The 20,945-nt window shown below is 55.5% G+C and carries 12 protein-coding genes; all 12 read right to left on the bottom strand.

Features of this window, described 5'->3' with window-relative positions; genetic code table 11:
* Entirely contained in the window at positions 1 to 1,260 is a 1,260-nt protein-coding gene (locus RAC89_RS24910) for a ribulose-bisphosphate carboxylase large subunit family protein (protein ID WP_306616442.1), read from the bottom strand.
* Entirely contained in the window at positions 1,260 to 1,946 is a 687-nt protein-coding gene (locus RAC89_RS24905; protein WP_306616441.1) for an aspartate/glutamate racemase family protein, read from the bottom strand. The genes RAC89_RS24910 and RAC89_RS24905 overlap by 1 nt, the downstream gene beginning before the upstream one ends.
* Positions 1,947 to 1,986: 40 nt before the next feature.
* A complete protein-coding gene (locus RAC89_RS24900; RefSeq protein ID WP_306616440.1) occupies positions 1,987 to 3,711 on the bottom strand; it encodes a glycoside hydrolase family protein in 1,725 nt (574 codons plus the stop codon).
* Positions 3,689 to 5,320 (bottom strand): response regulator, encoded by a 1,632-nt coding sequence (locus tag RAC89_RS24895; RefSeq protein ID WP_306616439.1) that lies wholly within the window; start codon positions 5,318 to 5,320, stop codon positions 3,689 to 3,691. The genes RAC89_RS24900 and RAC89_RS24895 overlap by 23 nt, the downstream gene beginning before the upstream one ends.
* A gap of 35 nt (positions 5,321 to 5,355) precedes the next feature.
* Positions 5,356 to 6,177 (bottom strand): carbohydrate ABC transporter permease, encoded by an 822-nt coding sequence (locus RAC89_RS24890; RefSeq protein WP_306616438.1) that lies wholly within the window; start codon positions 6,175 to 6,177, stop codon positions 5,356 to 5,358.
* Positions 6,174 to 7,043 carry a carbohydrate ABC transporter permease gene (locus tag RAC89_RS24885; protein WP_306616437.1) on the bottom strand — a complete coding sequence of 290 codons (870 nt, stop codon included), beginning with the start codon at positions 7,041 to 7,043 and terminating at the stop codon, positions 6,174 to 6,176. Before RAC89_RS24885 ends, RAC89_RS24890 begins: the two co-directional genes overlap by 4 nt.
* A 71-nt stretch (positions 7,044 to 7,114) precedes the next feature.
* Positions 7,115 to 8,473, bottom strand: coding sequence for an ABC transporter substrate-binding protein (locus RAC89_RS24880; protein ID WP_306616436.1), 1,359 nt, complete (start codon positions 8,471 to 8,473; stop codon positions 7,115 to 7,117).
* A 97-nt stretch (positions 8,474 to 8,570) separates the two neighbouring features.
* Complete coding sequence (locus tag RAC89_RS24875) at positions 8,571 to 10,373, bottom strand: cache domain-containing sensor histidine kinase (protein ID WP_306616435.1); 1,803 nt, start codon at positions 10,371 to 10,373, stop codon at positions 8,571 to 8,573.
* 106 nt (positions 10,374 to 10,479) lie between these two features.
* Positions 10,480 to 13,182 carry a glycoside hydrolase family 78 protein gene (locus tag RAC89_RS24870; RefSeq protein WP_306616434.1) on the bottom strand — a complete coding sequence of 901 codons (2,703 nt, stop codon included), beginning with the start codon at positions 13,180 to 13,182 and terminating at the stop codon, positions 10,480 to 10,482.
* Positions 13,183 to 13,255: 73 nt separating this feature from the next.
* Positions 13,256 to 16,402, bottom strand: a complete 3,147-nt coding sequence (locus RAC89_RS24865; protein ID WP_306616433.1) for a glycoside hydrolase family 2 TIM barrel-domain containing protein — start codon at positions 16,400 to 16,402, stop codon at positions 13,256 to 13,258.
* 113 nt (positions 16,403 to 16,515) lie between these two features.
* A complete protein-coding gene (locus RAC89_RS24860) occupies positions 16,516 to 18,183 on the bottom strand; it encodes a hypothetical protein (RefSeq protein WP_306616432.1) in 1,668 nt (555 codons plus the stop codon).
* Positions 18,180 to 20,921, bottom strand: coding sequence for a hypothetical protein (locus tag RAC89_RS24855; protein WP_306616431.1), 2,742 nt, complete (start codon positions 20,919 to 20,921; stop codon positions 18,180 to 18,182). Before RAC89_RS24855 ends, RAC89_RS24860 begins: the two co-directional genes overlap by 4 nt.
* Between the last annotated feature and the right edge of the window lie 24 nt (positions 20,922 to 20,945).

Here is a 20,945-nt window from a genome sequence, read left to right as displayed (position 1 = left end):
TCAGCTCCCCCCGTATTTGCGGATCGCGCTCGCCAGCTCTTCGTGGCCGGCGGCATACTCCGCCAGAGGAATGCCCTGCACGGCGGCCTCCCAGCCCTGCTTCATACTCAGGAAGCCAGCTGCAGGTCCGTCCGGATGGGCCAGCATTCCGCCGCCGGCCAGATGCATCACGTCGACGGAGCCGGTTGCCTCATACGTCGCCGGAGCGGTTCCGGCCCATTGTGCCGATGAGATGACCGGGAGTGTCTGATAGCCTCCTAATAGCGGTGCCGTGCAAGCCAGAATGGAACGAACGACCGAGGCGTTGCTCTCATAGAACTTGCTGTTCAGTCCATTGACATGCAGATGATCGGCTCCAGCCAAACGGCAGAGCTTCTGGAATGCTGTGAATTCGATGCCTAGCTGAGGGCAGCGGGTGAGCATTCCCCATTGATTTCGGTGACCGTGAATCGGAACTTCACTATATTTGTTGAGCGCAGCGAGCCCCGCTAAACCGATGCTCAGGATACTGACCATAACGCAGGTGCCGCCCGCTTCTACGACCAGATCGTGATTCCGCCTCATTTCATCGTAGTCGCCGGTAATGTTGAAGGCATACATCAGCTTACGGCCGGTGCGATCCGCCGCCCGGTCAACCGCCTCCATGACGGCCTTCACCTTCACCTCGAAGGGGCAGTAAGGCGGATCGGCATTCAGCTCGTCGTCCTTGATGAAGTCGAGGCCCGCTCCGGCGAGACGGCCGACCAGCCCGGACAACTCCTCTGCGGTGAGGCCGATGCTCGGCTTCACGATCGAGCCCAGAATCGGGCGCTCCCATACACCTGCCAGCCTCCGGGTTCCTTCAATGCCAAACTTCGGCCCTTGATATTTCGCTGTGAACGCGGTGGGCAGATCCAGGTCCAGCAGCCGGATACCCGACAGCTCCTGCAGCTCATAAAGATTGCCGGCTACCGCAGACATCAGGTTCGGAATCGACGCACCGAAGTTGTGCAGAGGAAACGACACGGTCACATGCCCCTGACGGTATACGCCGTCATGGGCGATTGGCGTCTTTGCGCCGGGAAGAGACGGACGATCCGTCTCCCCCAGAGGCTCAATTCGCTCTACCCGAGCACCGTGCTTCTCCTTCAGCTCATCTGTCTCTCCCGGCACGGCAGTGAAAGTGCCTGTAGACTGCTCCCCGGCAATGACGGCGGCAGCCCGTTCCAGCGAATAAGGCGTCTCCACGAGATAAATGGCCGTGACCCTCTCCTGAGACATCACCCCTCACCCCTTCGGTTGCAAGCACCGCCGTGCGAGAGAACTTCCTTGACCTGCTCTACGCCAAGGCGCGGGGAGGAGAGCACCGGCTTGCCGGTGGCTTCAGCCAGTGCTTTTTCCATCCGGGCCATAGAGCCTTGAGCGAGCACGATCACATCCGACTCCTCTGCGGTGCGTTTGGCCGTCTCCAGCAGAAGGCGATCATGCTCGTCCGGGCGGCCGGATACAAGTGCGTCGAAGGCCCCTTCCGCGAGTCCATTGACCAGCGTCACTTGTCGTCCGACCGCATCCGCATGCCTGCGGATCAGACGCAGCGTCGGCTCCAGCGTAGACGGGAGCGTCGCCAGCACGGCGATTCGCTCATATTGCGCCGCTGCGAGCGCCGTCATGGCATCGTCGATTTTCACGATGGGGATTCCGATGAGATGGCGGGCGGCATCCGCCACCTCTCCGACAGAGGAACAGGTATTGAGAATGACATCGGCGCCCAGCTCCTCTGCATGATGGTAATATTGAGTCAATCGACGAGCCACAGCCGGAGGAACCTGCCCTGCCCTTACAACGTCGCCGATCAAGCTGTCATCGATAATATTGACAAGCCGGCAGTCCGGAAGCAGCTCTTGGAACACCGCCTTAAGCGGGTCCGCCAAGCCTTGGCCGGTATACACGGCAACCACAGTTTTCATAAGGTTCCCCTCCGCTACCATTTCATATTTGAACAAACCATTACCAAACAAACTCCTTCTCCAGCCTCCGGTAGTCCCCCTCCCGCATAGGAGCGGTATCAAACACTTGGCGTCCGCTGTATAACGGCTTTTTCTTCCCTTGCGGCGTAATGCCGACCACGTCGTCACCGCGCCACTCCGTTTCGAACGTTTGGCCCACTGCATTTTCGATCGTTTTCCGATAGCTCAGCGGGAATGACACGGTAATCCTCTCGCCCGCCTGCGCGGCTCCTAACAGCAGAAACTGCTTATTGACCCAGCGGCTCGGCTCCTTCCCCGTGCCCTCGACGACCTCGCCGTTACGCTCGCGAACGAATCGGATTTTTGTGAAGCCCGCCCATTCGGGAATGCGAATCTGCAGCCTCGGCAGATCGGTGTGAACGTCCAGCACAACCTTCCCCTCATGAGGCAAATAGCTGCTTACATCGAGCCACTTGGAGCCGCGGTTTAGCAGGAAATTCACGCTGACCGCCCCATCCTTCTCGGTAATCGTGTTGCTCCAGCCCATAAACAGCCCGCGTGTTCCAGAGCCCAGACAGCAAATTTGCAGGTCGTTCGTGTGCCCGCGCCCTTCATTGACATCACATACAAAATCGTTAGGCGCCGAATAGCCGGCGAAGGATCCGCGCGTGCGCTCAGCCACCTTATAGAACGATTTGTTATATAAAATATCGTTCGATTTATCGTCCGTTTGCTCCACCCAGCTTAAATCGAGCAGCTGCGATTCTGCGAGATGATTTCGCAAAAACCGCTCTACGATGCCCCAATATTCAACGTAGCCGCTTTTCGCCAAGGTAATCCCTATCGCGATCAGGTCCACCAGCGAGCACGTTTCATGCTCATAGGCTTGCTCCTGCAAATCACCCGGCGTCCAGCCGAAGGCCGTACATTTGGTGAGCGCCCAGTCGTAGCATTTTTTGACCCAGGCAATCTTGGCGGCGTCACCTGTAAAAGCGCCGAAGCGAGCAATGGCATCCAGTGTACCGAGCCGCGTGTGGAAATGGCCGCTGCGATAGGCGAGGGAATCGTTGAAGCTGCCGTCCGGCAGGAACACGCCGCTTCGCTCCACAATGAGCGCCGTGAAAAATTCGCAAAGCTCAAATGCATCTTGATTGCCCGTCAGCTCGTGGTATTTCAGCAGCGGCATGACAAGCCTTCCGCAGAAGGCCGCGGGATCCGGAGCGAGCCGCAGCTGCACGGCATTGGCGGACGGCCAGCCGCCTTCTTTATATTCCGATGCCGGATAATACCATACATCCCGCTCTTTCACAGCAATCCGTTTCAGTGCAGCGACATGGCGATCGGCGGCTTCCTTCACCTTTGGATCGCCAGTTTCCATAAACCAGGTCGTCAGCGATAGAATCACTGCACGCTGGTCAATCAGATTGGCGTTGGGCTCCCAGCTTCGCGTAGGGTTGATCTGCCGGTAGCTCATGCCGTCCTCCTTGAAGAAGGAGAGCAGATTGGCCCGGTACCGCTCCTCCACTTCGCGTCCGAAGGTTTCCCCGGACATGTGGCGCGCAAGAATCAATCCGTCGATCATGCGTCCGTGGCTTGACCCGTAATCCCAATCGCCGTGAGTCATGAAGGCGGGCTTATGCATCAGATTCGCGGCAAAGAACGGAATGCACTGGTGATCATGATCGGCCATGCCCACCATCGCATTAATGGCGTGGGCGGCGCGTTCCTCCAGCATCAGCGTATCAGGTATGAAGCGTTTGGTCATAAGGGGGTTCTCCTCCTAACGGTAGGTTTGCGTCGAATCGGCTGCGGTATTCGCCGATCGTCATGCCAACCTTTTTCTTAAAGATTTGGCTGAAATAACGGTAGTCCTCATAGCCTACCTTTTGAGCAATCTCATAATTTTTATAGTTGGACATGCGCATCAGATCCTTGGCATTGCGAATACGAACATCTGCTAAATAATCGACGAAGTTCGTGCCGGTCGCCTTCTTGAACAGCCGGCTCAGGTAATCCGGATTCATGTAACGGCTGCCTGCAATTTGGTGAAGAGATAAAGGCCGGTCGTACTGCGTTTCAATCAGCTTGCGAAGCTCGGCTACGATCATCTCGCTTTGCTTCTCGGAGGACCTTCGATGGTGTGACAGTACGGCGGGAAACAGCTCCTGAGCGAAAAGCTTCCGCACGGAAGCGGCATCATTCCGGCGAAGGACCATCTCCGTCAAGTCGGATAGCTTCTGGCCGCATATCTCCTCCAGCAGACAACCCTTCATTTGCAGCTGCTTGTTCATGGCATGGATGAGAACGACTGTATTGTGCTGCAGCTGCTCTACCGTAAAAGATGACTTAACACAAGCCTCAAGCCACCGGTCAAACTCCAGGGCCGCAGCCTCGCCATTCCCTGACTGCAAGGCAAGCCAAAGCGCATTCTCATGCTCTAAGGGATACGCAACACTCATCGCCGCGGAGGGAGATTCATCGAAGAACAGCGCACAGGCGGAAGCGGAGAGTCTCCGGCTGCGAAGCGCCTGCCGAGCTTCCCGGTACGCCTCCCCTAGAAAGAGAGGATCTCGCTTGATCCGGCTAAACCCAAAGCTGTAGCTGCCGTCCCCTGCACGCCGCATCGCGGCTTGCATGACCTGGTACAGCTGGTTTAGCTCCGGCTGCCCCAGCCGGGAGGCGCAGAAGGCAATGACCGTTTCCCTCGGATCACCGGGAGAAGAGGTGGCAGTACATAACAAGCTGCCCCCAAGCAGGAAGGGCCGGTGGCGCTCCAGCTGCTCAAGCAGGAGCGGCTTTACGGCGCGCGCCTCTTCCCAAGTATCGAGGAAGACATCAGGACGGCATACCGTAACGGCATAATCTCCAGCCTGCCAGTCCTCCGGAGGCATCCATTCATCGACTTTGCCGCTCGGCTGCACCGAATCCCCGCTATGAAGCAAATACCGGCTGAGCCATTCCTCTGCACCGGCAGGCCCCGTCCGCTGCTCTTGGCTTCGGCGTTCCAGCTCGCGCACCGCTTTGTCCAGCACAGCGGAAAGCTCCTCCTTCTTCACCGGCTTCAGGAGATAATCGTACGCTTTCTGGCAGATTGCTTCCTTGGTATACTCGAAGTCGGAATAGCCGCTGACGACTATCGTTACCGTCTGGGGCAGAGCGTGCTTCAGCAGTCCGAGCAGCTGCTTGCCGTCAAGACCCGGCATCCTCATATCCAGGAAGAGAAGCTCCGGCTTGACGGCAAGCGCCATCTCGTAAGCCTCTTCCCCGTCGCCGGCCTCTCCCGCCAGCTCCAGCCCGAACCGCTCCCAATCGATCGACTGGATCAATCCGCGCCGGATCCACTTCTCATCATCCACTATCATGACCTTATGCATCCCGATCCCCTCCCAAGGCGTTCGTCCGGAGCCGGCTATCCCTTCAGCGAACCCGCCGTCAAGCCGTCGATGATAAAGCGCTGAAGCAGCAAATATACAAGCAGCACGGGGGTAACGACAATGACCATAAAGGCGAACACAACGCCCCAGTTGGTGCTGTACATAGTGACGAAATTGAAGATCTGCAGGACAATCGTCCATTTGGTGCTGTCGGTCATGAGGTAGAACGGGCCGAAAAAGTCGTTCCACACCGAAACCATGACGACAATGGTTACCGTAACAAGGACAGTAAGCAGCAGCGGAAGCACTACCTGCCAATACAGCCGGAAATAGCTGCAGCCTTCCAGCAGCGCCGCCTCATCCAGCTCCCGAGGAATGGACTTCATAAACCCGACAAGGAGGAACACGGCAAACGGCAGGAGCACAGCCGTATAATACATAACAAGACTGAAATACGTGCCCCGAATATGCAGATCGCCCATCAGCTTGATGGTCGGAACAATGGATACCGGCACGATCAGCCCCATAATAAAAGTGTAGTAGGCGGCCCTGAGCAGCTTGTCGTCACGCCGTTGAATGACGAAGGCAGCCATAGAGGCGAGCAGATTAACGCAGACGACAACGCTGAGCGAAATCAGAATGCTGTTCTTAAAGCCCCGAAAAATATTAGCTTGCGAGAAGGTGTCCGCATAATTGCTGAAATGCCAGGTTGACGGCAGACTTAATCCGAAAAGCGCCGATTCGCGAATGTCCTTGAAGGAATTCACCAGAATCATAAAGAAGGGGATAATAATCACCAGCGCGCAAGCCACGGCGATTAACTCAAGGACTATTAAGCCGACTCGTTCCTTGGTCACATCTCCACCTCCCTCTTCTTCATTGCGTGCAGAACCGGCAGTCCTACCAGGGTTACGAGCAGGAACAGCATCAAATTAACGGCTGTCGCATAGCCGAACTCCCCGGTGCTGAACATGCTTCGGATGTAGGTGAAGAACACCTCCGTCGAATAGCCCGGTCCCCCCTCCGTCAGCACCATCACCATCTCGAATACCTTCATTGAGCCGATCATCGAGAGCAGCACGTTCACGGTGAACGCGGGGGCCAGCAGCGGAAATTGAATCGACCGGAATTTGCTCCAATAGCCTGCCCCGTCGATCGATGCGCTTTCCAGCAAATCTTTCGGAATAAATTGAAGTCCGGCCAAGTAGACAACCATGGAGAAGCCCGCTACGCGCCAAACGTCGGTAACAATGATGGAATACAGCGCGTAGTTCGGATCATTCAGCCAATCCTGAGCTAATGCCGCCAAACCTGCACCGTGCAGGATTTGGTTGACAATGCCGTGCTCCGGATGGTAGATGGCGCGGAAAATATATCCGATGACAATCGGCGAAATGACATAAGGCAGAAAAAAGATCATCCTCAGTACATTGCGCAGCTTCAAGGCTGCGTTCAGAACCATAGCAAGCGCCAAACCGGAACCATTCTGCAGGACGGTCACGCAAGCGGAGAAGATCAGTGTATTCACGAAGGCTGTTCTCAACCTCGGCTCCTCAAACAAGGCCCGATAATTGTCAAGTCCGGTGAATCGGATCGTGTCCGCGTTGATGTTCCAGTCCGTGAAGCTGTAGTAGAACCCGATCAGTGTCGGGGTGATGAAAAATAACAGAAATACCGCCAGCGCAGGAAACGAGAAATATAGCGGGTATTTGCGCCTCTCCAAGCTTCTCCTCCTCCCTTCCACCTGCGTTCTACGACCGGGGTTCTCGATCCCCCCGGCCGCTTACGCGCTCTTTATTCAAAGCCCGGGAGACGCTTTGCCTTGCCATCCTTCTCGTAGTTTCCGGAAAACTCCTTAAGCGCCTTATCAACATCGCCGTCGATAAAGAAGGTCTGCAGCGTCTTCTGGAAGTCGGCAAAGGTTGGCGTCAGTCGGTTTTGTACGTTGACCTTCGCCTTGCCGGAATCGATGAACGTTTTGACCGTTTTCTGAACAGGATACAGCTCGCTGGTTGCATTCTGGAAAATCGGGATGCCCGGCTGGTTTTGGTAATACAGATTGACCATTTCCGGAGAAATCATGAATTTAATCAGCTCGGCCGCCTCCGCTGCATGCTTCGCTTTCGTCGGAACCATCAGCTGGTTAGGCGGAGTAATCATCGCGGTTCCTGCATCCGAGGCCGAGGGGAACGGGAAGAAACCGATTTGATTCGAAACAAAGTCCTTGCCGAACTTCTTCTCCATCTGCGGGATGATGCCGTCCAGCATGAAGGCCATCGCAACCTTCCCCTCGCCCATCCGATTCTGCAGCTCGTCGTACGTTCCGGCAAGCGTATTGTCCTGGTAAAGTCCGAGCTCCTTCAGCTGCTTCGATTTGACGAACAAATCCTTGAGCTCCGGAATGTCGGCGAGCTTCAGCTCATTCTTCTCCAGCTTGGCTACACCGGCATCTTTGATAGCAGGATCCACGTTCGAAACCCAGCCGGTCAAATAGAAAATTTGCGCCGGCCAGCCGTCCTTCACGCCTTCGTAGAAGGGGACGACACCGGAGGCCTTAAGCTTCTTGGCGATCTCAATAAGATCGGCGTAGTTTTTCGGAGGCTCGACGCCGGCTTTCTTGAATACTTCCTTATTGTAAAAAACGCCATAGGCACCGGTGGCGCCGAATGGAACACCGTATATCTTTCCGGCGGACGTCGTTTGAAACTCCTTCATCGATGGAATGACACGGCTCCAAACATCGGCATCCCCGGACCATTCACGCAAGGTCTCTTCCGCTCTCAGCTTCACATTCTGCTTCGTGCCAGGCTGCATTAGGAACAGGTCCGGGAAATCTCCGGTCGAGAACCGCGTTTTGATCATGTTGTCGAAGTCGCCCCCGGGCAGCGCCTGCAGCTCCACCTTATTGCCTGTTTTTTTCTCGTATTCTTGAAATATTTTTTGAAAAGGCGCTGCGTCCACCGTATTCGCTATCACGAAGCTGAGGGTGACCGGACTTTTCGGTTTGGCCGGCGCCGTGGCCGGCGCTTGGTTGCCGCCCGGCGACGCTGCAGGCGTACCGCCTCCGGTTTGTCCGCATGCAGCCAGAGCCGCCGCCATCGAGCAGAGTGTAGTGAGCCTGACTGCTTTTTTCACGTGATTCATTGCTTTCATCTCTTCAACCCCTCCATAGTAATCGCTTACAAATCCATTATATGAAAGCGCTTCGATGAACCCCATTCACAATACCGACCAATGATGTTGAATATTCCTACTTTCCCCTTCCGTCCAGCTCCAGGGTAATCGTAATCCGGGTCCCAGCTCCCTTGCGGCTCGAAATATCAAACCGGTATCGCTCCCCGTAGCGGATCGCATAGCGGGTATGGACGTTGCGGATTCCGATGCCTCCGTCTTTTGACGAATACGCATGCTCATCCTGGTACAGCGGCAAACGCAGTCCCGCCTGGATGCGCTCCAGTCGCCTTTCCGACATGCCGAGCCCATCGTCCTCGACCGATAACACGAAGCTGTTTGCCTTCAGCTCGGCTCCAACGCGTATCGTCCCTTTCCCGCGCTTGCGCTCTAAACCATGGGAGACGGCATTCTCAACAAGCGGCTGAAGCGTCATTTTGAGCAGCGGGAAGTCATACAGAGCCGAATCGATCTGAAGCTCAAAACCGATCCTGTCGTCAAAACGGATTCTTTGGATATTCATATAGGCACGGATCTGGACAAGCTCTTCCCCCAGCGTAACCACTTCGTCACTGCTTTTCGTATTGTACCTGAACATGTCGGCAAGCGAATGCACCATCTCCCCGATCTCGTCGACCTGGTGGTAGTCGGCCATTGCTTTAATGCTGTCCAGCGTATTGTACAGAAAATGCGGATTGATCTGCGAGTACAGCACCGCCAGCTGCGCCTCCTGCAGCCGAATTTGATACACGTATTTGGTCTCGATCAGCTTCTGCAGCTCGTCCAGCATGGCGTTGAAATTCATGGCAATCCGGCCTATTTCGTCGCTGCGGTCAATGTTTGCGCGGATGGAGAAGTCCCCCCGCTTAATGTGATTCACGGTTTTATGCAGCTGAAGGATAGGACTGGTGATAAACCGGCCGAACAAAAGAGACATCAGCGATGTAACGAAGAATACGACAATTCCTGTATAGAAAGCCGCCGTCTTGATGGGATCAAGCGGGCTGAAAATTTCTTGTTTAGGCATGACGAGAACGGTCTTCCAATTCGAATAGGCCGACTTGGTGTAGGACACCAGCTTGCGGTCGGCGTCCCCGGATGTCCAGAATCGGCCGCCTTCGCCGTTCATTTGTGACAGAATATCCTGGTCCGGCCCAGCCGCATTGATGCCGCTCGAAGCGTAGACCCATTGATCCGATTCATCCAAGATCCAGATTTCGCTCGAATCCGTCAAATCGTCGTTTTGTTCAATGCTTTGAAACAGACGCTGGCTGTAATCGGCCCTGACAATAATGTAAGCGACAGGATTCGCGAAGTCGCGAATCAGGAGGGAGGTCGAATAGGATGCGCCCTCTTGCGCCGCTTCCGAGTTCGGTCCTGAACGGAATAAGTGCATTTTGCCGTCCTTGGCGATGGTCTGTTGAAACCAGGAGGACTCCCGTACCTTCGAAGGGCTCTCTTGCGGAAGATGGTCGGAGCCGTTGATCAGCTCCCCGCTGCTGTAGTAAATTTGGAACCGGACAAAATCCGGGATGGGGGTGATGGTGAAGCCTTTTAGGAACAAATCGCCGAGCTGGCGGCGAAACAGAAACTTCGTCTGGTCCTCCATCGTAGCGTAAGCATTGATGCTGTCAATATATTCCTGGCTGTAATAAGGGGCAAGAAGGACGTTTCGTTTGTTATGGAACTCGTTATCCAGGTTCTTCTCCATCTGCTTAACCATCTGGGCGCTGGCGGTTTCCACCCGTTCGGCCATCGATTGATAAGAAATATAGAAGGAAAGGGTACCGACTGAGGAGATGCAAAGCACAATGATGACGAAGTAGCTCAGCAGAAGCACGGTTCTAATGCCGGAAAGCTTGGTGCGTAGGGTATTCCACATGAATTGATATCTCCCCTTTGCTCGAAAACGAAGACAGCCGGAGCCGGGAGCCGGAGCGTGATGGCTCCTTAACTCCGTGTCCGGACTGTTCTTATTCCATTAGTCCTTAGATCGCCGTTTGTGTTCTCGCCAGCCCAGTTGGAGCGGCTTCGAACAAGTAGCTGCCCGAACCGATGCGGTACCGCTCGCAGCCTTCCGCTGCCTTCAGTGAACGGACGCCTTCCACAGCCGTTCCGGTTTCGAGGCGGCTGCCGTTGACGGAAACCTTCGTTCCCGGAATCCATACGGTCGCAGCTGTGTTGGCAGGCACTTCCACGCTCAACTTCAATGCGCCCTGCTCCGAGAGCGCCCACTCGACCTTAATGCTGCCGTACAAAGACTCGTAAGCCGCCTTGACGGCACTCAATCGTCCGCCCGGTCTTGGCCGGATGATCGTATGCCGGAAGCCGGGCTCCGACGGATCGGCTTCGATGCCTGCCATGTAGCGGAACATCCATTCGCCTACAGAGCCGAGAGAGTAATGATTGAAGGAGTTCATGGAAGGCGTCTGGAAGCCCTTCTCCTCGGTCCAGCCGTCCCATCTCTCCCATATTGTCGTAGCGCCGTGCTTAATTGAATACATCCACGACGGAAACGCCTCTTGTGTCAGAAGCGTATAGGCTGCATCCAATCGGCCGTGATCCGTTAACACGGGAAGCAAGTAGCCTACCCCGAGGAAGCCGGTTGACAGCCTGTCACCCCGTTCCCGAATGTTGGCGGCTAAATGCTCTATAGCCTGTCCCTGCTGTCCTTCGGTTAGCAGCCCGAACTGCAGGGCAAGCACGTAAACGGTCTGCGTCTCACCGTGGATCCTTCCGTCTCCGCTGACGAATGCCCCCTGAAACGCTTGAGCGATGTCGGCGTGAAGCGATTCGTAATACGCTTGGTCTGCACTGTGCCCCAGCACGCCTGCAATGTTCCCCAGCAGCTGTGTGCTGTAGGCAAAGTAGGCCGTGGCCAGCACATCGTTCGGCGTATCGGCATCAATGGAGAGCCAGTCTCCGTAGTTCGCATAATCGGGTCGAATCAAATCTTCAGTATGGTCCCGCAAGTAGCTGACCCAACGCTTCATGGCCTCATAATTCGTTTCGAGAATGCGGGTATCGCCGTACATCAAATACAGTGTCCACGGGATAACGACCCCTGCGTCTCCCCATCCGGCGTTATCGGGAGCGAACCAATTCAGCCGCGTGTTCCACATTTTATGGCGGATCCAGCCTGCATCCGGAGCAACGTCTGTAAACGCGCCGGAAGGTTGCTGGCAATCGATCACGTCCTGCATGTATTTGGTGAAGAAGCGGGATACGTTCATATTATACGATGCGGTGCGGGCAAAGATTTGCGCGTCTCCTGTCCATCCGAGCCTTTCATCGCGCTGCGGACAGTCGGTCGGCACGGAGAGGAAATTGCCCCGCTGACCCCAAGTAATATTGGAGTACAGCTGATTGATCATGGGATCGGACGTCTCCAGCTGTCCGGTAACCGGTGTATCGGAATGCACAACCTGGCCTACGATGGTATCCAGATCCGGTTCACCCGGGTAGCCAATCAGCTCAACGTACCGGAAGCCATGGAATGTAAAATGCGGCTCATACTCCTCAAAGCCCTGCCCTTTGAGCGTATACTGCTCCTGCTGTACGGCTTTTCGCAAATTTTCGAGATATAAGGTACCGTCCGGATTCAGCATTTCCGAATGGCTGATGATAATGCTTGTTCCCGCTTCCCCCTGCACCCGCAGCTTCGTCCAGCCCACCATATTTTGACCCATATCGTAGATATAGGTGCCTGCTTCCGTAGCTCTTACGGAGACGGGCTTTAAGGAGCGGGTGATCCGGACCGGAGGCTCAAGGGACGACACCAGCAGTCCGTTATAGCCAGCACGAACCTCCGGCGCTTCCCATGAACCATCCTCATAGCCGCAACGGTCCCAGCCGTCCATTTCAAGCCGCGCGTCATAGGCTTCGCCCTTGATAAAGTCCGAGTACCTGATCGGACCGACAGTTGTTCTCCAGCTGGAGTCCGTCACGATCCGGTCGGTGGTTCCGTCCTCGTACTCGATGTGCGCCTGCAGAAGGAAAAAAGGCCTTTCGCCATACACAGCTCTGCCGAGAAATCCTACCGTTCCGGAATACCAGCCGTCTCCCACAATCACACCGAAGGCGTTATCTCCTTGTGTCACCTGCCCGGTGATGTCATAGGCCTGCACCTGAACACGGGTATGGTAATCCGTCCAGCCGGGAGCAAACCGGTCCCCGATACGCTCTCCATTCAGCCGCAAATCATAGAGTCCAAGCGCCGTTGCATACACGAAAGCACGATGCACCGGCTTCTTCAGCCGGAAGCTTCGGCGAAAATAGGGGGATGGTTGAAGCTCGGAACCGGACTGTGTCCTTCGTCCGATCCATTTGGCCTTCCATTCTCCCCGCTGTAATAGCCCCATCGACCAGTAAGCGATCTCGCTCCACTCGGTCGCCTCACCGTGCTGATCCCACGCCCTCACCTTCCAGTAGTAGGTCGTATCGGATTGAAGCGGCTTTCCGGCATATGAGATGTGGATGGAACGGTCGGAATCTACCTTACCACTGTCCCACATGTCTGCCTGATCTTGAGCGAGCGCTTCCTTACTCCTAGCTACAAGCACCTGGTAAGCGGTCTGGGAAGCCGACCGTTCCGCGGATTCAAGACGCCAGAACAATCTCGGCTGCAGCGTATCGATTCCAAGGGGATTCGTCGAATATTCCGTCAGGCAAGCTGCGACTTTGATCGTCATCGTAAAGACCTCCGTTTCGGTTTATATTATAGAGGCTATTAACTGAGGATTCTGTAGATTCGTGGCGAACACTTCATTGGATTTCAGGAAGCCGCAGGCCCGCAAGCCTCATAGGCGAGTCGTCGTTCATCGTGATCGGTCTCATGCGGAGCTTGAATTCCCTAGTTCGTTCCGCGTCAAGTAGATAGTCATCCAAAGTAGGGGCATAACCGCAGCTATGGTTACCGATCCCGCTCTGTGCCGCATCCAGCTTTATAATCGTCTGATTCACCGGGGTCAGCTGATGAACGTGCTTCACGGAACCTAGCTGCTCCGTCGTATAGTGATGCGCGCTGATATCGAATAGAGGCAGCCCGGCGAAAAGCAAACCCTCTCCCCGCTCGTTCGTCATCGTGCACCAACGCACCTCCGCTTTGTTGCCGTTCTCCTGCGGCTTTAAATACGGCACGAACTGATCCCGCACGGTTCCCTCGAATACCCCGAGCCTACCGCTTTCCCTTCTGTCCGCGTAGCATTCATGCGGCCCTCGCCCGAACCAGCTCATCCGGTGAAAGGCGACCGGCATGGAGAGCTCCAGCCCGTACCTTGGCAGAGGAGGAAGCTTCCTCGTGGGATGGGTAATCGGGATCAGCTGCGCCTCTGCAAGCAATTCCCCGTTACCGTACACCGACCAGCTGATCATGGAGTTAAAGCAGGTTCCTTCCCCCTTGGCTCCAAGCCGATGCTCGGTACGGACCCGAATCAGCTGATCGCTTTGCGGTTCAATAGAAATATGCCGAAGCTCGCAGATTAGCCGGTTATAGCCCGCCTTGAGCCATTCCTTGGCCAGATGGACATCGTTATCGATCGGCGCTCGCCACAGGTTCACGTGCGGACCCTGGTGTAATAATTCGAGGCCGCGATGAACCCATGAATCGATAGCCCCTGTCTCGCGGTTAAAAAGGATCTGAAAATCAAGCCCCTTGATCGCGAAGCCATCCTGTTGAATGCGGTATTCTAGGGCAGGCATGCCCGCTAAAGCCAGCTTTGTTGCAAGCGCTTCCACTTTCTTGAGAGGCACATCGCACCAAGCTACCTCATAGCCATTCTCGGCCCACAGTGTTGTGCTGCGCTGCTTGAAGGAAAGATGGATCCAATACTCGCCTGGGGCAAGCATCTGTTGAGCCGGCAGAGAAAGGGCAACCCGCTGCTTCTCCCCCGCATGAGCGGTTAGTTCAGGTAAGGCTCCCTGTGCCACAACTACGGAGTTACAATACAGCTTCCATTCTCCTGCCAAATGAGACAGGGGCAAAAAATCATACCGGTTGTGAAGCAGAAACTCGACCTGTTCGTCCATTCGCAGAGAGAGCAGCTCGACCTTCACCGGCTCTATCACCTTCTTATACTCTAATAGCGAAGACTTGACTTGTCGATCCGGAAAGACCAATCCGTCCAAACAAAAATGTCCGCTGTGCGGCTCATCGCCGAAGTCGCCGCCATACGCATACCATGCTTCGCCCTGTTCCGTTACTTGCCGGATCCCGAGATCGCACCACTCCCAAATCAAGCCGCCAAGCAGTCTCGGATATCGATAAATCGCATCCCAGTATTCCTGCAAATTGCCCACCGCATTCCCCATAGCATGACCGAACTCCACCATAAGAAATGGCCGCGGATCCTCCTTTTGCCCCTCCTCTATAAGAGTCGTTACGGAAGGATACATACGGCTAACCACGTCAACCACCTCGGCATCGTACGCCCGTTCGTAGAGGACCGGCCTTGTCGGGTCGGCTTGTCGAACCCACGCCGCCATTGCGTCATGATTGGTCCCATAGCCCGACTCATTGCCGAGCGACCAGAGAATGACCGAAGGATGATTCTTGTCTCTTTCCACCAAGCGAACCATACGGTCCACATACGCTTCCTTCCAATCCGGATGAGAAGACAGGAAGCCCTCATCTCCAACAAAGTGGAAGCCGTGCGTCTCCAGGTCCGCTTCAGCAATGACATAAAGACCGTATCGGTCGCACAGGTCAAGCCATCGGGAATCGTTCGGATAGTGAGACAGCCGAACCGCGTTGATATTGTGACGTTTCATTAGAACCATATCCTGCGTCATTTGCTCAAGCGTCATTACCCCGCCCAGTTCCGGGTGGAATTCATTACGATTGACGCCCTTAAGAGTAATTGGACACCCATTGACAAGCAGTCTTCCCTGCGCGATTCGGATATCCCGGAAGCCTACATCAAGCCTTTTCACTTCCGCCACCTGATTCCTCGCATCGTACAGGGTGAAGACCAGCGTGTACATATTTGGTGTTTCCGCTGTCCACAAGCGCGGAGCTTCCACCGGCTCCTTATGTCGAATACTTACCGTTTCTCCTGGGGAAAGCCGGATGATTTCCCCTGCGGATCGTTCCCACAGCAGCTCTTGCCCGTCCATGAGGCTCACTTCCAGGCGATATGAATCCACAGGCGTCCTTGACCTGTTGACCACATCGAGCTTAAGCTCCAGCTCCGCTTTTGTGTAATCTCCATCATCGAACCGGGTACGTACGGCTGCATCCTGCAAGCTGACCCGCGCCGTCGACAGAAGGTACACATCACGAAAAATGCCGCTCAGCCTCCACTTGTCCTGACTCTCCAAATAGCTTCCCGTTGACCACTTGAATACCTGCACCGCCAGTACATTATCGCCGCTCTTGACATAATCGGTAATAAGAAAATCCGAATGGTAATGACTGCCCTCGCCGTAGCCGACGAGCTGCCCGTTAACCCACACGTGAAAGGCGGAATCCACCCCTTCGAACACAAGCTGCACTTCCCGTTCGAGCCAAGTATCTTCGATACGGAATGCAGTCCGATAACATCCGACGGGATTTCTCGTAGGCACGTGCGGCGGATCGATCGGGAAGGGGTATGGACAGCTGCTGTAATGAGGCCGGCCATAGCCCAGAAGCTGCCAATGAGAGGGAACCGGAATCGAATCCCAGCCCGAATCGTCATATGCCGTAGCATAGAAGGATTCCGGAGCTTCGGAAGGCGCTTCCGCATAGGAGAACGCCCATTTCCCGTTCAATAGACGATAATAGGGCGAAGCCCCGCGAAGGGGGCCCGCTTCTCCAGTAACCACGCTTTGCCGATCTGCAAAGGGAATGAACGGGGTACGCGGAGGCAACGTATTTTTCGATAGGATCTCGAGATCCTGCCAGTCTGCTTTCACTTCATTACTTGCAGTCATGATGCGGCTTCACCTACTCGGTTGAGGATGTCATGGTAACTACTCCTCCCCAGCATATCTAATGACGCTGGTTGCGGTACATAGAGGAAACCGACCTTTTATGTTCAAAATCCCTACTTGCAGACGAGCTCTAGGTCAAGGGTAAACCCGCCTGCATCCCCTTTGTACATGCGTACCTCTGCGCTTCCGAAGCGCTGTCTCCAGCAGGTCGCATCCCCCAGGCACGGGTTCGCAGCCTCCTTCGCCTCCTCGCTTAAGAAGCTTGACGTGACCGTCCAGGAGCCGCTCCCGAGTCTTCTCGATTCCTTCCATTCCGCTGGAACCAGCGACTTGTCTACAATGACCGAAGCGCCCTGCTCCGCCTTTCTCCGAAGCAGCTGCAGGGTCTTGGCAGGGACACGGCTGCCAGCCAGCAAGATCAGCTTCGGCTCTCCCAGCGCTGCTTCCGAAACAAACTCATCGTAGACAAGTACATTATTGCTCGGATAAAAGAGCGGATGTATGCCCTCCGGCAACAGCGGTTCAGGCAAGCCTTGGGTTAGCGGGAAGGCTTCTCTCGGTACGGCTGCCTTCAGCTTATGTCTTGGAAAATCGTAGCCGGGGATATGCATGCAGCTGCCGTGTGCAGGTATAGAGCCGTGACTAAGCAGATGCCATGCCTCGAAGAGTTTGGAGGTGGCGTGAGGCGCCTCCTGCTCCCTGCTTCCGAACAGCCTGGCATGCTGACCGTAATTGCTGTCGTCAGAGCAGACAAGCGCAATATCGGCCGAAGCCTGCTTGTGGTCATACGGCAAAGGATGCTTAGGCACGAAATCTAGGGCAAATGCCTTCCAGACTTCGCCGAATTCGGTTAATTCGAAGCCCTTGGGGCCATAGGTCATCAAGGCATCGACGTTCTCCGTAAATAAGTGGGTTGGTCCCATGTAATAGCCCATGCGAAGCGCTGAAGCGAATTCCTCCGGGGAATGCCCCGGAAACCCGGACACCCTCGTGAACCAATGGCCGATATCCGGCCCCCACAAATCCGCGCAGATCCACAGATCCCTCCCGTACTGCTTCGCCGCCCCGAGCGCTGTAGACAGCTGCAGCGGCTGGAACGATTCCTTCATTACCTTGGGACAAAGCGTCATCCCGCCGCGGGCGGCAACATGGAACAAGGTTGGGAAAACCTGCTCCGAGATCAACGCACCCGACTTGGGTGTTGTATCTAGAGGCGACAACAGCATTTCAACGTGCTCGACGCGCTGAGCGATGACGGAAGCCATCCGCTCGGCTGAGTCCTCCAGGGTTAGCCCCGACATGCTTCCCCAATGCGGCAGCCATTGATTCTTCCGATATTGACCCGCGTTGATCTGCAGATGCTCCGGCTCATCGTAAAGCAGCCCGATCAGCTTACCCGTTCGGGCTGCCTCAAGGAGGGGACCGTCGGGCACATCATACCGGTTCGTTCCATCTACCCAAGGACCGTTAATATTGCCGTACTCGTTACCGAGGCAAACCTCCATGTCATAACGGACCATGTCCTCGAGAAGCTCGGAATGCCCGGTCAGCCCTTCTCCGTCCGGAAACACGTGATGAACATAGAAGTCGGCCCCGAGCCTCTTCATTTGGGATACGAATTCCTCCCTGCCCGGCTTCGGGTCCTGGGATGGATATACCATCCCGGTTCCCGTCCGCATCAATCGATCGGAGGCTTCTCCTGCCCAAGGATCAAGGAAGCCTAACACCGTACCCTGCAGGCCCAGCTTCGTCTGCTGCCTGAGAGGCTTGTTGTCTTTCATGAAATAACCTCCGCTTTGGAATGGTTCTTCTGCGGCTCATAGAGCCAGTCAAGCGTTTCCAGACTCACATGATGATTTCCAACGGTTCTCGGCCGAAGCATCTGGTCCGCCGTAATCACGCCAAGCACAACATAAGCGCCTTTACCTAATACAAGGGTATGCCGGCCAGGCTCATATTGTAAAGCATGAATATTCACGGAAGGATAAGCGTATACCTGCACTCCGTTCGTAAGGATCGGGCTCAAACCTCCCCGGTCATCGGCATGGGTGTTCGTTTCCAGATCCGGTACCTTAAGCCACTGGGAATCGGGGGAGTTAAAGTAGCCGATCAGGATCCGGGAGGGCACTTGGAACTCGATATCCAGGCTGATGCCTTCGCCTGCAGCCGCCTTCTGACTGAACCGAACGCCGATCAACCCCTCGATTTCCTCCGCATGATTCGTGATAAACAGATCCCCGTCGGTAAACACCGTGGCACGCTTCTCCACCCGGTAAGCTTCCGCACCTTGCGTATGGAGAAGGAATGGCGCAGGTGCATACGGTGTAATTTCCTCGAAATCCTGAACCGCTTGAGGCAACATCCCCTGCTTCAGCTGACGCACATTCTCCGCTAAATTCCGGTACTCGGCTTCGTAATAAGGCAGGCAATCACGCCAATGCCCAAACGTCTCCCCGTTAGGGAACGGAACCTTGCGCTGCGGCGTCTGCATGCTGTTAGCATAGAGGTAAGTGCCGTCCGTCAGCTCGGCGAGCTCCCGATAGCTGGCGAGACTTTCATTCAAGAAAGCAACGGCCTCCTCCAGAAGGTCTACACCGCTCAAAAATTGTCCGTTAACCGTATGCTTATACGTAAGCACTTGGATTGCCGCCAGAATCTTTTTCGTGTAGGAGAACACCATGAGCCGAATCGCTTCGATATCGGAGGCAAGTCGCTCCACCTCCTCACGTTGGCGGCTCACACGCTCTAACGCCTTTTTGATGGAGTTCGACGCATGGACCGCGTGACGTTCCACCTCCTCGACAATATCCATCGGCGTTTCTCCCACATGGGGCTGCCCGCTAAGCTCCCTCAGCACATATTCCTCGAGGCGCTCCCCCTGTGCGGATTGGCACTCCCACAGCTCCTTCCACGGAAGGTATCGTTCGGGATTCGTCAGCTGGCTCATGGTCATGCCGAGGCTCATGGTCTGCCTGTTGCCTTCCGTGATGCCGAACCGGCGAAGCAGCTTCGGCGCGCATTGTCCGGTCGCCTCATAGGCTTCCAGAATTGCCTCGGCCGCTTCCCGATCCTCATAACGCTGGGCAAGCACCCCGATCCAGTACAAGCGCTCCAGCTTCGGATCGCGGACGGGGCTCCATGCATACCGGAACCAGGCGGCATACCAGAGCCAATCCCGGTCGATTTGGCGGAGCCGCGGCGAAGTCTTATCCGGAGAATACGGCCAGTCCCAGAAGAAGAGCGGATACAAATGAATTCCATTCGCTCCGAGCCGATACTTGGCGGCCTGCATGCATTTATGGATAAAGGAAGGCGCTCCGAAGCGAAAAGGCTCCAAATTAGCAAGAATATGAACATTAATAATGTGTATCGAATCAAGCGAGCTCAGGTGCCGATGAATCTGCTGCCAGCGCCCCCGCGGTGTATAGGTAGTGAGCGACTCTCCGTTGTATTTGGCTTCCGTATACAAATTCGGATATAACGGAAGCGACTCCGCCATGACCTGCTCGGCAGGGATGGCATGGGACCGGAGGATAATCGGAGGCTTCTCCTTCAGGTTCAGCTCCTTCAGCCCTTCGTTTACCCCAGGAAGTATGGTTTGGGTGAACCATTCCACGCCGTATACATGCCCCTGCAGAGCTTCCCCTAAGCAAACCATCAGGCCGACATTCGGGAAGCTGCGGACAAAGGCTGCAATCGATTTCCGATAATAATCGGCGGTCAGCGGCAGCGGCTTCGGCTGATGCAAATCCAGCCCGTGCTTCTGCGCAAAGGGCAGCGGAATATGGATGTTGTAGAAGTTAAGCACGATCCATATTCCCCGTTTGTTCGCTTCCTCCGTCACCCAACGAAACGTCTCCACATTCAACCGGAATTCCTCTTCCGTTACCTCCAGCGCTTCCGGATATTCGTCCAGCTTGACGAAGGAAGAGAACGGATGTCCCGTCCATAAATAGATGACGTTGCAGCGCTGCTCCAGCAGCATATTCAGGAAATCCTCCCAGAGCGAGCGGTCGTAAAACCACGGAAAGCGGTCCGGGGTAACCGGGTACTCATAGGTCCTGCGCGGCGGCTCTACTTTGGTTTTCTGGAGTCCGATCGCCGGACCGCGCAGAGCGAAGGAAGGTGCGTCCGAATAGGCCAGATCCAGCGGGAACCGCCCCTCCCTCCGGATAAGGTCCGCCAGCTCCAGACAGCCGTACAGAGTGCCGCTGTCACTGCCGCCGCAAACGACAAGGAGCTGCCCCGGGAGAGAGGCCAAATAATAACCTTCTCCCTCCGGCGCCCGGGTATGGTAGCACAGCACCTCCTGCTCCTCCAGCGTACGGATCAAGTCGGATTCCGTCCGGTTGGCGATATAAATTTTCCAGCCCTTCCGATCCCGGTACGTATCCGCCGTCCAGGGCTCGTCGACCTGGAAAGCCAGGCCCTTCTCCCGAAGTGCTGCCGTCAGCAGCCCGACTCCGTATTCGATCCGCAGTGCTGCGTCTTGCTGTACCGCCAGATGGATCATTTCCATGGTTCAGAGCTCCTTTACGTATCT

The organism is Paenibacillus sp. GD4, from assembly GCF_030846225.1.
Classification (GTDB): domain Bacteria; phylum Bacillota; class Bacilli; order Paenibacillales; family NBRC-103111; genus Paenibacillus_G; species Paenibacillus_G silviterrae.
The sequence above is the reverse complement of the archived record's forward strand: the minus strand, read 5'-3'. Positions and strand labels throughout refer to the sequence as shown.